The organism is Streptomyces sp. NPDC058308, from assembly GCF_042880275.1.
GTDB lineage: Bacteria > Actinomycetota > Actinomycetes > Streptomycetales > Streptomycetaceae > Streptomyces.
In genome coordinates, this window is the sequence record NZ_JBHVZA010000029.1 from 73,017 (window position 1) to 86,567 (window position 13,551).

Here is a 13,551-nt window from a genome sequence, read left to right on the forward strand (position 1 = left end):
CACGGACAACGGTGCGTTCGCGTGGGTCACGGTGTGGTCGGGGCTGTACGGGACGCGGAGCGCCGTGCGCCGGTGACGATGAGTGAGACGTTCTGCCCACCGAAGCCGAAGGAGTTGCTGAGCACGGCCTCCTGGGGAACGTCTCGTCGCTCTTCGACGACGTCTAGATTGATGTCCGGACCGACGCCGGCCGTGGTGAGGTTGCGGGTCGGCGGGATGACGCCGTGCTCCACGCTGAGGACCGTGATGAGCGCTTCGATCGCGCCGGCGGCGCCAAAGAGATGACCGAGCGCCGCCTTGGGGGCTGTCACGGTGGCGTGGCCGAAGACCTCCCCGATCGCGTGCGCCTCGGCGGCATCGCCGACCGGAGTTCCGGTGGCGTGGGCGTTGATGTGACTGATCTGCTCGGGAGCCAAACCGGCTTGCGCCAGGGCCTTCCGCATGGCCGAGATCTGACCGGAGCCGTCGGGAGCGGGCGCCGTGATGTGGTGAGCGTCGGCGGCGATGCCGGTGCCCGCGAGCACCGCGCGGACGCGCGCGCCTCGGGCGCCGGCATGCTCGGCGCTTTCGAGCACTATGACAGCGGCGCCTTCGCTGAGGACGAATCCGCTGCGGTCCGCGGCGAACGGCCGGGAAGCTGACGCGGGTTCGACGGTGTGCCGTGACAGTGCTTGTGCCTGGGTGAAGCCGGCGACGGTGATCGGGGTGATGGCGGCCTCGGTCCCGCCCGCGATGACGACGTCCGCCTCGCCGGCGCGGATGAGCCTGGCGCCCAGGGCGATTGCCTCGGCACCGGAAGAGCACGCCGAGACGGGCGTGTAGACCCCGGCCCGTGCGCCGTATTCGATGCTGATCAGCGCCGCCGCTGCATTGGGCATGAGCATGGGGACTGTGCGTGGCGAGACGCGCCGGGTTCCGGCCGCTTCCAGCACACCGTCTTCCTTCAGCAGCGTCCGTACGCCACCGATGCCCGTGCCGATCGCCGACGCGAGCCGGTCCGGGTCCACCTCTGGGGTGCCGGCATCGGCCCAGGCTTCGGCCGCCGCGGCGAAAGCTGCCTGCTGCGAGCGGTCGAGCCGCCTGGCCTGTACCGGCTGCAGCAAATCGGCGGGGTCGATCGCCATGGTCCCCCCGACGGTGTCGGGAAGGCCGACGTCCTCGTGACCACGCAGAACGTCACCGCGGATGCCGGACTCACCGGCAAGCAGGGCGTCCCAGGTGGACTCCACGTCTGCCCCAAGTGGTGTGATCGCGCCGAGTCCGGTCACGACGACTTCAGTCCGGTGCATGCCCTTCGACCTTTCTTGTATGCGATACAAGTGAACAAGGCCTTGTTGTATCACATACAATTCGGGTGTGGCGAAGAAGCGAACTGAAGCTCGGTCGACGTCGGCTCCGTCGCGTGACCGCGGTCGCATGACGAGGCGCCGGCTGATCGAGGCGACCGCACAGCTCTGCAAGGAGCGGCCCGGCGCTGAGGTGAGCGTCGCGGAGATCGCTAACGCGGCAGGCGCATTCCCCAATCAGGTCACCTACTACTTCGGCTCCAAGGACTCGCTGCTCGTGCACGCCGCCTTTCTCGGCTTGCTGCACGACGCCCGACGGATTGAGCGCGTCGGTCGACAAGCCCCGGATGCGGCGACATTCAGGCGCAACATCGCCCGCGCCGTACTGGCCATGCCCTCGCTCCCATCGGTCGCGCGAGCACTCGCCGCCGGGATCTCCAAGCCCGAACTAGCCCCTGTGGTCGACCAGCACCTCCAGTTGCTGTTCCGGCAATCCGAGCGCTTCGTGAGCCAGCTCATCAACAGTCGCGGCTGGGAGGCCCGTCGACCGCTCGATGTGGAGGCCAGGACGTTCTGGAGCACCGCGCTCGGCGCAGTACTGCTCGTCCGTGCCGGGGCGCACGGCACTGTCGCCGACCTCGACCTCGCCGGAGCATTGACCATCCACGACGACCCCGAGCCCGGTTAGCTCAGTCGAACGTCACTGCGTCGCCCACAGCGCGGGACACGGTGAACTCGTCCCCGCCATCTGCCGCCACGCCCACGCCAGACGGACCCAAGAGCCGTCGCGGACCGTGTGCTCGGCGGTCTCGTCTTCTCTGGCCTGGACGTAGGGATGGTCCTCGCCGTACGACCTGATCGTCCTCCGCGAACCAGCTCGCCGGGTCGTCCATCGCGAGGTTGTTGCAGGGCATCCCCGGCTGTCTGGTAGGGCTTGGCTCGCTGCTGCGTGGGTGCCAACCGGGCGTTGGCGTAAGAGTCACCTGACAGATACGTGACTTACGCGGAGGCGGGCGGTAAGGTTCCGGGCTGCATTGAGGCCATTACCAGCAGGTGATGCGCCACTGGTTCGGGAGGACATGATGCTTGCGGACATGGTCAGGACATGGGCGGCGGGTTGGGCAATATCCCGGCGTACGCCCCCGCCGGTCGAGCAACCCTGGGGGGTCTACATCGAGGTGGCCGACAACCCCGCCGAAGTAGGGCGCCATGTTCTGCCCGTGACCGATGAGTCGTTGGTCCGCAGCGCGGCCGTCTCGGTGACGGCGCCGCGAACCTGGATGAAGATGCCTGCGGAGCCCGAGGACGTCGAGCACTGGCTTTCGCCGGGGTGGGTGGTGGCTTGGGAAGAGACGGGCCACCTGATGGCCATCGACCTGACAGCCACCGACCTGCTCACACCCGAGGGATACATCGCCACCGTTCAGACTGTCGACGACGTCGTGTACGTCCGCGTACTGGACGCGGTGGGCGAGCTCGCGGCCCAGGGGCAGATGGCGCTGGTTGGCGACACCGCGGTGGTGGACCGGGTGATGACGACAGAGAGCCATCGACGTAAGGGACTGGGCGGCTTCGTGATGCGCTCCCTCACCAACAGGGCTGTGGAACACGGTGCGGATATGGGCGTTCTCGGCGCGACAGACGCCGGACGCGCGCTGTACGAGACCCTGGGCTGGAAGAAGCACTCAACGATCGCGGAGTGCATCTACCGGCCCTGACGCCAGAAGTATGGGCCGGAGAGGGAAGGTTGGCGTACAGATCACGCCGCCGCCCAGGCCCCGTCGGATGTCCGAGCCCCGTGCGCCCCGAACCGGCAAAGACCCAGCATCCACCTTCCCTCCAGAGGAGCCACACCCATCGAAGTTGGGCCGACCTGGAGGCGGGTGGCCTGTGGAAGACCAAGGAGGAGTGCGGATATCAAAGGGATGCTGGGCGGGGGCGTGCGGGCCGCCCTCCACTGTGTCGGCCGGTAACGGGCCGGGCATGCTGTAAGCGAGGGACGGTGATCAAAAAGAGGGGGTGGCCGATGATGAAGCTCGGCGCAGGAGCCCTGTTTCTGTTCTGCTACGTCGACGTTGTCGCTGGTCTCGCAATCGGGGACTGGATTTCCGACGTAGGTCCTCCTTTGCTCTATGGCGGCCCGGTCGCCTTCGTCGCTGGGTTCGTCACCCTTGCAGCGCATGACGCCTATCGACGCAATGCGGAGCGCGACGCCCGCTTGTAGGCGGCTCCGGTGGCCGCCGCGCCTGGAACGGGACGTATGCCGACCTTGAGCCACCGGCAAAGTGATCGGCTCTTTGCACCGCCGGCACCGCGCTTCCCCTGCTTCGGCGCCGGCGCCGACCCGACATCCCTCACCACCCGAACGCTCCCCGCCCTGGCCAGTGGAGCCCGCCCTGGCGTTCGCATCAACCGTGCGGAGATCCAGGGCCCCTGACCATGACCGACCCCGATGCCGCCGGTTGGGTCCCGTACGCCGATCAGCGGACCCGACCCCGGCGGCAGGCGTCGCCCGACCCGCCGTCCGGCGTGGCACCCGGGGCCGCTGAGCACTCTGGTGCCGGAGCACACCGGTGCCGGGGATGCGCAGTGCGGAGGTGAAACTGGCGCGGGCTTCGAGTGTGTCTTTGAAGGCAAGAGCAACACCGGGTGAACGGTTGACAGGATGTGACGGCACGCCAGGTGATGCATCGGGCAGCAGCTTCAGGGGGACGCATGGAACGCAAGGGATACATCCGCATAGTGGGGGCGGCGGTGGCACTGGCGGCAGGCGGCGTCATGGTCACGGCCACGGGGGCAGCAGCGGCTCCGGCCGAAGCCCCGGCAGCCGTTGCCGCGTACAACAAGGCATGCGGCACCGGTTATAAGGTCGTGAACCAGATCGACATCGGGAGGGCCGGGACGACCTACCTGACCTACAACTCCTCGACAGGCAAGAACTGTGCCGTGACTGTCCGCAAATCCACCGGTCCTGCAGTCAACATGTACGTCTACGTCCAGCGGGATGACACCAGGGACTACGTCGACGACGGAGGGCTCTACCGGTCGTACGCGGGCCCGGTCTACCTCGCGGCCAGAGGCCACTGTGTCTCCTGGGGTGGCGTGATCGCCGGTGAGTCGGCCGAACGGCACGGCACCAACTGCGGCCGGATCGCCCGGTGAGGTGCACCGGCCGCGCTAAGTGACCATGCACAGTGAGCGCGCGACCGCCCCGGCAACGTGCCGGACGGCCGCGCGCCTCTGTGCGGTCGGGCAGCACGTCAACGGGGAACGGGACGGCGGCGCTGCCCGGGGTGCGGGAAGCGCCGCCATAGGAAGTTTGCTCAGTCGTCCTGGTTGTTCGCTTGCTTGGGCAGGCAAAACATCCGGGCCCGCATCAGGGCGAGGAGGCTGACCCACCCACCACAGCACCAAAGCCGCCAGTGATGCACGTGCCCCTCGTAGAGAGGGAAGACGATCAGGACGATGGCCAGGGCGGACAACGCCTTACCGGCCAGGTCGAGCCGGTCGGCCCTCTGCATTGCGCGACCGTACCGAACGTCGTGGCGGTGAGACCGCCGTTCGGGCACGGTGCGGGTAGACGGGCCTGTGCCGTCGCGTCGACCCCGCAATGCGAACATCTCAGGGTGACCGCCACCGCCCTCAGCTGCTTGTCACTTCGTCGTGGCTCCCGGGGGCTCGTCAGCCCAACAGGGCACCACAGGCAAGGAGCTGAAGATGGATGCTCGGGAAACGGCCAAGAGTCTGCGGGCGATCAGCGGCGAGTTGTCGGACCGTTTCTACGAGCGCGACGACGTGGTGCGGACGCTGGTGGCGGCGCTGCTGGCCGGGCAGCACTCGCTGGTGCTCGGCCCGCCCGGAACAGCCAAGTCCGAGCTGGCCAGGGAGCTCACGGGCAGAGTCGAAGGGGCGTCCTACTGGGAGATCCTCCTGTCCAAGTTCACGGCGCCGACGAGGATGTTCGGCCCCATCGACGTCGCCGCGCTGGCTCGCGGCGAGTACCGCCAGGTCTACGACGGCCGCGCCACGACCGCGCACATCGCGTTCATCGACGAGATCTTCAAGTGCTCCACGGCGGCGCTGAACGAGACGCTGGGCTACCTCAACGAGCGGATCTACCACCCCGAGAGCGGCGGCGAGCCGATCCGCTGCCCCCTGATCGGGGCCATCACGGCGAGCAACGAACTGCCCAGTGGGGAGGACACCGCGGCGATCTACGACCGGCTGCTGGTACGGATCGAGGTGGGATACCTGGAGGACCCCTCGAACTTCGCCGCGCTGGTCCGCTCCGCCGTCAGCCGTCCTAAGGCGCCGGTACGGACCACGGTCGAACTGGCCGCGTTGCAGCACGCCGTGGTCGAAGCCGTCCCGGCGGTGGAGGTCCCCGACGGAATCGTCGACGCGGTGTGCACGTTGCGGGCCGCCCTGCGCCGCAAGGAACTCGTCGCCTCCGACCGCCGCTGGCGACAGGCGGTGGGCCTGCTCCAGGCGTCCGCCTTCCTCGACGGCCGCCCGGCGGTCGCCGAGACCGATCTGTCGGTGCTGACGCACGTGCTGTGGGACTCCCCGGCCCAGCGCCCGGCCGTCGAGCGCGAGGTGCTGCACCTGGTCAATCCCGACGCCAAGGAGGCGCTCGATCTGGCCGACGCCATCGAGGAGCTGGAGGCCCAACTCGATGCCATGGCCGGGCAGTCCCGCGAGGCGCTGAGCGACTGGGTCATCAAGAAGGCGCACAACAAGCTCGCCATGGCGGGCAAGCGGCTGGAGAGGCTCCGCGAGGAGGCGGCGGCCGCCGGCCGGTCCACTGCCACCATCGACCGTGTCACCGGCCGCCAGCGCGCCGTCCGCGCCCGCGTTCTCACCGAGGCCCTCGGTATGGACGCGAGCATGGTGCAGGCTCAGCTCTGACCGCCGGGAGGCTCTGGACCATGGGCGAGACACCACGCACGCTCGACGAACTGGCGAGCCGGGGCGGCAAGTGGCTGGGCCTGTCCACTGCCACCGCCGGGCGGCACACCGCTGCCGTGGTCGCGGACCGGTTCGAACTGATCACGTGGCGCGACACCTACGAGCAGTCGGCCGCCCTGCGTGAGCTGACCGAGGAACTCAGCGAGCGCCACGACTACAGCACCGGCCTCCTGACCGACACGTTCCTGGCTGCCTACAAAGTCAACCCGAGGTTGCGCGACCGTACGGAGATGGACCCCTCCCGGCTCGTCAACCATCACGTCATGACCGTGCTGTTGGCGTCACCGGAGTTCGCGGAGCTGCACCGGGAGACGTCCGGCGACCCTTACGCCGCCGCCATGGCCGTGCTCGCCCAGGCCGCCGCGCTGCGTCGGCTCCTGGAGCGCTCACGGCAAGCGCAGGACCAGGCCGAACAGGCGAAGAAGGCCCAGCAGGACGCCGACGATGCGGCGAACGACGTGGGAGAGGCGCTCCAGCGGGCCGCCGACGGTTCCGACGCGGACGGCAGCGTTCCGGCCCCGGCCGCCGACGCCGCCCGCCAGGCAATCGAAGCCGCCGAGGCCGCCGAATCCGCCGCGCAACAGGCCGCCGAGGCCGCCGCCCAAGCCCTCGCCGGGGCAGCCCCCGAACTCGGCGCCGGCATGCGCAACGCGACGGCGAAGGCCGCCGCAGCCGTGCGTGGGGAGGCCGAGCTGATGCGGGCCTGGGGCATCGGCCCCGGCGAGCTGGAGCGGATGCCGTTCGACCGGCGCGCCCGACTCGCCGAACGGCTGCGCACCAGCCGCCTCGCCCAGTGGGCCGAGCTGATCGGTCGCTTCCGCCAGATGGCCGACGGCGAGCGAGCCCGCAAGGTCGAGAACACCACCGGCGAACTCGTCGGCGTCACGCTCGGCGACGACCTCTCCCGCGTGATCCCCTCCGAGCTGGCCAACCTCGGCCTGCCCGGGCTGCGTGCGGTGTTCGCCGCGCGCTACGCCGCCGGGGAACTGATGCTCTACGACAGCCAGGCGGAGCAGTCCGCCGGGAAGGGCGCCGTCATCGCGTGCGTGGACACCTCGCACTCCATGTACGTAGAAGGGCCCGGGGGAGTAACCCGCGAGGCGTGGGCCAAGGCGTGCGCCCTGGCGCTGCTGGACCAGGCCCGCCACGCCAAGCGGGATTTCGTCGGCATCCTTTTCGCAGCCGCCGACAAGCTCCAGGTCTTCCGCTTTCCGGCCGGCCGGCCCGTCGACGTCGCCCGGGTACTCGATTTCGCGGAGACCTTCCTCGGCGGCGGCACCAGCTATCAGAGGCCTCTGACAGCGGCCGGTGAACTGTTGGAGGAGGAGTTCGACGCCGCCGCCCGCACGCGCGGCGACATCGTGATGATCACCGACGACGAGTGCGACGTCACCAAGGAGTGGATGCGGGGGTGGAACGAAGCCAAGGACCGACTGGGCTTCCGGGTCTTCGGCGTGGCCGTCGGCGCCCCGCGCGCCGCCGCTGCCGACTCGGTCCTTGAGGCCTTGTGCGACAACCTCCGCTGCGTCGAGGACTTCCTCGACGTCCACGCCGCGGCCGACCTCTTCCGCGTGATCTGACGCCGCCCGGCAACTGCTGCGCGGCATGCACCCGTTCGCAGGGAGCGCAGCACCCCGGATCCCGTCAAGCCGGACCAATGCCGGCCGGCCGAGACATGCCGACGCCACCGCCCACGAGTTCAGCGCTTCCGGATGTGTCCGGAAGGCGGCAGCGCTCAACCGGGAGACATGCCCCCAGGATCGGAGCCCGACCTGCAGATGGCCAGCCTCGGTGCCGTGGAGGCCGATTTCCCTCCCTGACTCGAAGCGACTCCGCCCTCGGCGAGGACCACGTATGCCGAGCATGTGCCGGACCGGGCGGTTCCCACATGCAGCTCACATACGCCGCCACGAGGTCGTCCGCCCGGTGGTCCGCCGGTCCGTCGAGAGCGTATGTGGTCACCGCGCCGTGCATCATGGCCGCGATCCCGGCGCCTGCCAGGTCGTCGGCGTGGACCGTCGCGTGCCGGAACAAGCCCTGGAATAGCAGGAGTTTGACGTCCCGGTAGTCGGCCATGTCGGCCATCGTTCCGTGGCCGCCAGGTATGTGCTGCCTGATGCGTCGCTAGATCGCGGTGAAACCGCCGTCAGCGGCGACCACGGCTCCCGTGACGAAACTGGAGCGGGGCGAGACGAGGAAGCACAGGACCTCGGCGATCTCCTCGGGCTGTGCCACACGTCCCAGTGGCTGCGCGGCGGCGAAGGACGCCAGGTAGGCGCGGCTGTCGGGGCGGATCGTGTCGAGGAAGTCCGTCTCGATGACGCCCGCTGCAACGAGGTTGGCGCGGATGCCCAGCGGGCCGCCCTCGACGGCTAGCACCTTGGTCAGTTGGGCCAGAGCGCCCTTCGACGCACTGTAGGCGGCGCCTTCGGGCAGGGCGACGGTGGAGGCGTACGAGCCGGTGCTGACGATGGCGCCGCCGCCGCGGCTCTTCATGGCCCGGAACGCCTCTCGGGCGCAGAAGAAGGAGCCGCGGGCGTTGACCGCCATCACGGTGTCCCAGTCCTCGGCCGTGGTTTCGGTGACGGGCTTGTTCTGGGTGCGCCCGGCATTGTTCACGAGGATGTCCAGTCCGCCGAAGGCGTCCAGGGCCGTTGCCACCGCGCGGTGGGCGGTCTCCTCCTGGGTGATGTCACCGATTGTCGCGACCACGCCGGGAAACTCCTCCGTCAGGTTCGTGACGTCGGGGCGGAGGTCGAGGGCGACGACCCGGGCGCCGCGGGCGTGGAGGAGCGCCACGGTCTCCCGGCCCACCCCTCGCGCGGCTCCAGTGACGAGGGCGATCTTCCCGGCGAACTCGGTGGATTCGGATGGTGCGGCGGATGCGGATGCGGATGCGGATGCGGATGTGGTTGCAGGTGTCATGGTGCGGTCCCTGGAGAAGGTGAGTGTGAGTGCGGGCGCGCCGGTGCGGGGCACCTGAAGTGCTGTGCTGTGCTGTGGTGCGGTGCGCGGACCGGGTGGGCCGCGCCGTTGACGCATTCACGGCAGGCCCACGTGGACGCCGTACGGCTGGGTTGTTCAGTGCGCGGTGAGCCCGCCGTCGACCACCAGCTCCGAGCCGGTGACGAACGAGGAGTCGTCGCAGGCCAGGAAGAGGATCGCGGGGGCGACCTCGTCGGCACGGCCGGCTCGGCGCATGGGGGTGCGCTGGATGTCCGGCTGCTGGTCGCCCTGGTCGTCCAGGAGGTCCTGGATCATCGGCGTGGCGATCACCCCAGGATGCACCGAGTTGATCCGTACTCCCTGCCGGGCGTACTCGACCGCGGCGGTCTTGCTCAACAGGCGCACAGCCCCCTTTGACGCCTGGTAGGCCGCTGCCGCACCGCTTCCCACCAGGCCGAGCACTGACGACGTATTGATCACCGACGCGTTGCCGCTCGCACGCAGGAGCGGCATCGCCGCCTTCATGCCGAGCCATGTGCCTTTCTGGTTCACGTCGATGACGCGGTCCCACGCCTCTTCCTGCGTGTCCTCGATACCCGGCCAGTCCAGGATGCCGGCGACGTTCACGAGCACGTCCAGCGTTCCGAACCGGTCGCGTACGACGGTGATCACTTCGTCCCACTCCCGCGCGGAGGAGACGTCGAGGCGAGCGGCGACGACCTCCGCACCGCGTGCCTCGAGCCGGTGGGACAGCTCCCGCAGGGGGCCTTCGGCGATATCGGTGATCACCAGTCGGGCGCCTTCGCTGGCGAAGAGCTCGGCGGTCGCTGCGCCGAGGCCGCCAGTCGCGCCCGTGATCAGCGCGACCTTGCCGTCAAGTCGTTGTCCAGTCATGGATGTGGTCCTCGATTCTCGTTGGTGTTGACTGACTGCTGTGCCGGGACTGCCGGGACTCCCTGGTCCGCCGACGGCGGAGTCGCCCCCCGACACCAGGGCGGTCACGGGCCCGGCCCTCTCTATGGCTGCTTCTGCTCCCGGTAGAGCACGAGGTGCTCGTGATAGAGCACTCCGTCCCGGATGTCGCCCGTGGCGGTGAAGCCGGTGTCGTCGACGTAGTCCAGGTGGCTGCCGACCACCGTGTACCGGCCGGTGTACGCGCTGGCCCGCTCACCGCGGGCTTCGTCGTACCGGCCGTCCGGCAGCAGCTCCTGCCGGATGTGACCATCCGCGGTCACCCACACCCCGACCACGTCGTCCTGGTCGCCCTCAACGGTCCCGGCCATGGCGGACTCCTCTCCTCGAACGATGTCGTCCTTTCCGCTCCACCGAGTCTGGGCAGGTCACCGGCCATCAACCAGGACGCGTGCTGCCTGGGCATGGCACACCCAGGCAGCGCACCGAGCCCTCGCCTAGCCTGAACACATGGACGACAACCACCTGGGAGACTTCCTGCGCGCACGCCGCGCCGACCTGCGGCCGGAGGACGTGGGCATGGCGAGTTACGGGCCCCGCAGAGTCGCCGGACTGCGCCGCGAGGAGGTCGCCGTCCTGGCCGGAGTCAACGCCGACTACTACACCCGCCTGGAACAAGGCCGCGAGCGCAACCCCTCATCCCAGGTGATCGACGCGCTCAGCCGCGCACTGCACCTCGACACGGACGCCCGCGTGCACTTGTACCGGCTGGCCGGGGCCACGCCGAACGACCGGCCCTACGCCCATGCCACCGAGCAGGTGAGCCCAGCGCTGCGACAGCTGATGGACGGCTACCCGAACACTCCAGCGTTCGTCATGAACCGGACCCTGGACCTCCTCGCCGCCAATGCCCAGGCCGATGCCCTCTACTCCCCGTTCGATCCGGCGGACAATTTGGCCCGCATGACCTTCCTCGACCCCGCAGGCCGCACCTTCTACGTGGACTGGGACCGGGCAGCACAGGCCACCGTCGCCAACCTGCGCGAGGCGACCGGATTCGATCCGGACAACCCACGGCTGCGCGAACTGGTCCGCACCCTCACCGAGAACAACGCGGACTTCAACCGTCTCTGGAACGCCCACACCGTGCGTGGCAAGACCCGGGACGCCAAACACATCCTCCACCCGGATGTCGGCCCCCTCACCCTCACCTACCAGGCTTTCGACGTACGCGACGCCCCCGGCCAGCAGCTCGTCATCTACCACGCCGAACCAGGCAGCCCCAGTGCCCAGTCCCTCAACCTGCTCGGTTCCATCCACGCCACCCGCCGTCGGCCCGCCCCTCGGGCTCACCGCTGATCAGGTGACGGAGCAGGGAGATAGGCCGGCAAGTGCCCGGTCGATTTCGCCCCCGCGTGTTTCATACGTGATGGCTCGTGAAACACCATGCCGATCGGCGGTTCACCTGCGGCGATCATGTTTCATGAGTTGTCGCAAACGGCTGGGTGCCTGAAACACCTTCATGAACAGTCGGGGCCGTGAGCGACGACTTCACACGTGTGGAGTCGCACGACTGCCCGATGCCCACCTGCGTCGCCCCACCCGCGCCGCGGGGCGGCCTGAGCTGGAGTCCGTCGTGAAGTTTGCCGGGGAGATCGGTTCCTCTGGTGGCGCGGTGACCTGCGTCGTCTACGCGCGCAAGCGGGTCGGCCGGGGCGTCGAACTCGTCTTGCTTGCCGAGGAGTTGAAGGCCTGCGACGTTGGCCTGGAGTTCCTCCTGTTTCCTCGCCGAGGAACTGCAGGGCTCCTACGGTTCCTCCGGGATTGTGTTCACCGCGCTCGTCGCGATGTCTGGCATGGAGCGCGAGTGCATCCGCGACCACATCCTCGAAGGCCACGAGTGGGCCCGTAAGTGCGGCAAGCCCATGGACGGCACGGGCGTCAGATGAGCCTGTGTGCCATCGCCGAACGGTTTGTCATCGCCACCGGATCACCGGCGCTGCTCCCTGCTCCCTGGTGTCTGGGCCAGGACTTCAGGCCTGTATGCCGCACCGGGCCGGGGGTGGGCTTGCGCTTGCCTCCCTTCCGGCGTCGGGTCTCCTCCCGCGTCCCGGTCTTCGTCGGGCCGTGCCGGGCGCGGGATGCCGGGTGTGCCGGCCCGGTGTGGATGTGTGCCGGGTGCGGGGCGAGGGGTGTGCCGGGGGGGCGTGCCCGGGCTGGGGGGTGGACGGTGAGCGGGGGCCGGTGGATGGTGGGGGTGAGGGCGGGGTGTTGTTTTGAGTTCGGGGAGGGTTGTGATGGTGCAGCAGGAGCGTGCCGCGCGGACGCGGGAGTGTGTGATGCGGGCGGCGGCTGAGGTGTTCGCCGAGGAGGGTTTTGTGTCCGCGACGATCAGCAGTATCAGTGAGCGTGCCGGGGTCACTCCGGGTGCGCTGCATTTCCATTTCGCCAATAAGCAGGCTCTGGCCCGTGCGGTGGAGGCGGCCTGTCTGGCGGGCCTCAACCGGATCACCCGCGAGGCAGGTGAACGGGACGGCGGTGCGCTGCAACAGCTCGTCGGGGCCGGGCACGGCCTGATGCGCGCGCTGGAGCGGGATGCTGTGATGCGGGCCGGTTTCCAGCTGGTGGGGCCCGCTCCCTGGCGTACCGACCCTCTGGACCTGCGTGGTGCCTGGCAGCACTGGGTCGAGACCCTGCTGCACACCGCCCGCCGTGAGGGTGCTCTCGCCGGCGGCGTCTCGCCCGCCCCGGTCTCGGCCGCTGTGGTGGCGGCGACCGTCGGCTTCGCCGCCCTGGGCCTGGAGGACCCTCGCTGGCTCTCTCGGCACACGCTGACCCAGTACTGGGAACTCCTGCTGCCCTGCCTGACCCCGCGCCCCGTCCGGACAGAGCCCTCACACTCCGCCCGGGCAGACCGCCCACACTCCGCCCAGGCAGAGTCCCTCTAGCGTTCCGGAGGCCCCTGCCCTGACCTCACCACCCCGTGGCGGAACTTCGGGCATTTTGGGTGTGCTGAGCGCTCCGGGTCGTGCGGGTGCGCCGAACGCCTCGAATGCCTCGGGTGCTCCGGCTGCTCCGGGTTCGGGCGGCCCGTGTGCTCCCGGCTCTCTCTGTCTTTGACGCCGCCTCTCCGTGCGTTTGGTTGTGTGTTGTTTGGGGTTGGAATGGGTGTTTGTCGCTGTTTTGGTGGGGTGGGTGGGGTGTGCGGGGTTGGTTCGCTGGGGGGTTGGTGTGTTGTGTCGGGGTGCGGGGTGCGGGGTGCGGGGTGCGGGGTGTGGGGTGCGGGTGGTGGGGTGCGGGTGGTGGGGGTGTGGTGGTCCTCTGGTGTGGGGTTTTCTTGAGGTTGTCTGGAGGGGTGGGGGGTGGGGTGGCGGAGGGGGGGTGGGGGGCGGCTAGAAACCAGCTACGCGGTTTTCTATTGACAGGGCGGGGGGAATCT

The 13,551-nt window shown here is 69.2% G+C and carries 14 protein-coding genes; 9 read left to right on the plus strand and 5 right to left on the minus strand.

The features are described 5' to 3' along the window. Window positions 1-26: 26 nt before the first annotated feature. Window positions 27-1,289, minus strand: coding sequence for a beta-ketoacyl-[acyl-carrier-protein] synthase family protein (locus ACFVYL_RS30980; RefSeq protein WP_389721803.1), 1,263 nt, complete (start codon window positions 1,287-1,289; stop codon window positions 27-29). Between the two features lie 67 nt (window positions 1,290-1,356). Between ACFVYL_RS30980 and ACFVYL_RS30985 the strand changes: the two genes are divergently transcribed. The 4 genes from ACFVYL_RS30985 (at window position 1,357) to ACFVYL_RS31000 (ending at window position 4,448) form a co-directional block, all read left to right on the plus strand. After that, window positions 1,357-1,974: a TetR/AcrR family transcriptional regulator C-terminal domain-containing protein gene (locus ACFVYL_RS30985; protein WP_389721805.1), complete on the plus strand. Its 618-nt coding sequence runs from the start codon at window positions 1,357-1,359 to the stop codon at window positions 1,972-1,974. Window positions 1,975-2,506: 532 nt separating this feature from the next. Then, window positions 2,507-3,004, plus strand: a complete 498-nt coding sequence (locus ACFVYL_RS30990; protein ID WP_389721807.1) for a GNAT family N-acetyltransferase — start codon at window positions 2,507-2,509, stop codon at window positions 3,002-3,004. Between the two features lie 308 nt (window positions 3,005-3,312). Continuing rightward, window positions 3,313-3,510 (plus strand): hypothetical protein, encoded by a 198-nt coding sequence (locus ACFVYL_RS30995; RefSeq protein ID WP_389721809.1) that lies wholly within the window; start codon window positions 3,313-3,315, stop codon window positions 3,508-3,510. Between the two features lie 509 nt (window positions 3,511-4,019). After that, window positions 4,020-4,448 (plus strand): spore-associated protein A, encoded by a 429-nt coding sequence (locus tag ACFVYL_RS31000; protein ID WP_389721831.1) that lies wholly within the window; start codon window positions 4,020-4,022, stop codon window positions 4,446-4,448. 161 nt (window positions 4,449-4,609) lie between these two features. Here ACFVYL_RS31000 and ACFVYL_RS31005 read toward each other — a convergent pair whose 3' ends face one another. Then, window positions 4,610-4,807, minus strand: coding sequence for a hypothetical protein (locus ACFVYL_RS31005; RefSeq protein WP_389721811.1), 198 nt, complete (start codon window positions 4,805-4,807; stop codon window positions 4,610-4,612). A 196-nt stretch (window positions 4,808-5,003) separates the two neighbouring features. On the opposite strand from ACFVYL_RS31005, the gene ACFVYL_RS31010 reads away from it, so the two are divergent. Together ACFVYL_RS31010 and ACFVYL_RS31015 are read left to right on the plus strand one after the other, a co-directional pair. Beyond that, entirely contained in the window at window positions 5,004-6,194 is a 1,191-nt protein-coding gene (locus ACFVYL_RS31010) for an AAA family ATPase (protein WP_389721813.1), read from the plus strand. A 20-nt stretch (window positions 6,195-6,214) separates the two neighbouring features. Next, window positions 6,215-7,834, plus strand: a complete 1,620-nt coding sequence (locus ACFVYL_RS31015; protein WP_389721815.1) for a VWA domain-containing protein — start codon at window positions 6,215-6,217, stop codon at window positions 7,832-7,834. 544 nt (window positions 7,835-8,378) lie between these two features. On the opposite strand, the gene ACFVYL_RS31020 is transcribed toward ACFVYL_RS31015, so the two are convergent. From ACFVYL_RS31020 to ACFVYL_RS31030, 3 genes are all read right to left on the minus strand, one after another. Beyond that, window positions 8,379-9,179, minus strand: a complete 801-nt coding sequence (locus ACFVYL_RS31020; protein WP_389721817.1) for an SDR family NAD(P)-dependent oxidoreductase — start codon at window positions 9,177-9,179, stop codon at window positions 8,379-8,381. 156 nt (window positions 9,180-9,335) lie between these two features. Next, the gene (locus tag ACFVYL_RS31025) at window positions 9,336-10,094 is read right to left on the minus strand and encodes an SDR family NAD(P)-dependent oxidoreductase (RefSeq protein WP_389721819.1); all 759 of its coding nucleotides are present in this window, start codon (window positions 10,092-10,094) and stop codon (window positions 9,336-9,338) included. 122 nt (window positions 10,095-10,216) lie between these two features. Then, on the minus strand, window positions 10,217-10,483 hold the full coding sequence (locus ACFVYL_RS31030; protein ID WP_389721821.1) for an Atu4866 domain-containing protein: 267 nt from the start codon (window positions 10,481-10,483) through the stop codon (window positions 10,217-10,219). Window positions 10,484-10,622: 139 nt separating this feature from the next. Here ACFVYL_RS31030 and ACFVYL_RS31035 point away from each other — a divergent pair, with 139 nt between their 5' ends. The 3 genes from ACFVYL_RS31035 (at window position 10,623) to ACFVYL_RS31045 (ending at window position 13,060) form a co-directional block, all read left to right on the plus strand. After that, complete coding sequence (locus ACFVYL_RS31035; RefSeq protein ID WP_389721823.1) at window positions 10,623-11,471, plus strand: helix-turn-helix transcriptional regulator; 849 nt, start codon at window positions 10,623-10,625, stop codon at window positions 11,469-11,471. 401 nt (window positions 11,472-11,872) lie between these two features. Next, window positions 11,873-12,061: a hypothetical protein gene (locus ACFVYL_RS31040; RefSeq protein ID WP_389721825.1), complete on the plus strand. Its 189-nt coding sequence runs from the start codon at window positions 11,873-11,875 to the stop codon at window positions 12,059-12,061. 348 nt (window positions 12,062-12,409) lie between these two features. Then, window positions 12,410-13,060 (plus strand): ScbR family autoregulator-binding transcription factor, encoded by a 651-nt coding sequence (locus ACFVYL_RS31045; RefSeq protein WP_389721827.1) that lies wholly within the window; start codon window positions 12,410-12,412, stop codon window positions 13,058-13,060. The last annotated feature ends 491 nt before the right edge of the window (window positions 13,061-13,551 follow it).

Excerpts from the sequence above, each read along its gene's own strand:
- ACFVYL_RS30980 (WP_389721803.1), bottom strand. The coding sequence starts at position 1,289 with ATGCACCGGACTGAAGTCGTCGTGACCGGACTCGGCGCGATCACACCA.
- ACFVYL_RS30995 (WP_389721809.1), top strand. The coding sequence starts at position 3,313 with ATGATGAAGCTCGGCGCAGGAGCCCTGTTTCTGTTCTGCTACGTCGAC.
- ACFVYL_RS31005 (WP_389721811.1), bottom strand. The coding sequence starts at position 4,807 with ATGCAGAGGGCCGACCGGCTCGACCTGGCCGGTAAGGCGTTGTCCGCC.
- ACFVYL_RS31010 (WP_389721813.1), top strand. The coding sequence starts at position 5,004 with ATGGATGCTCGGGAAACGGCCAAGAGTCTGCGGGCGATCAGCGGCGAG.
- ACFVYL_RS31015 (WP_389721815.1), top strand. The coding sequence starts at position 6,215 with ATGGGCGAGACACCACGCACGCTCGACGAACTGGCGAGCCGGGGCGGC.
- ACFVYL_RS31020 (WP_389721817.1), bottom strand. The coding sequence starts at position 9,179 with ATGACACCTGCAACCACATCCGCATCCGCATCCGCATCCGCATCCGCC.
- ACFVYL_RS31025 (WP_389721819.1), bottom strand. The coding sequence starts at position 10,094 with ATGACTGGACAACGACTTGACGGCAAGGTCGCGCTGATCACGGGCGCG.
- ACFVYL_RS31030 (WP_389721821.1), bottom strand. The coding sequence starts at position 10,483 with ATGGCCGGGACCGTTGAGGGCGACCAGGACGACGTGGTCGGGGTGTGG.
- ACFVYL_RS31035 (WP_389721823.1), top strand. The coding sequence starts at position 10,623 with ATGGACGACAACCACCTGGGAGACTTCCTGCGCGCACGCCGCGCCGAC.
- ACFVYL_RS31045 (WP_389721827.1), top strand. The coding sequence starts at position 12,410 with ATGGTGCAGCAGGAGCGTGCCGCGCGGACGCGGGAGTGTGTGATGCGG.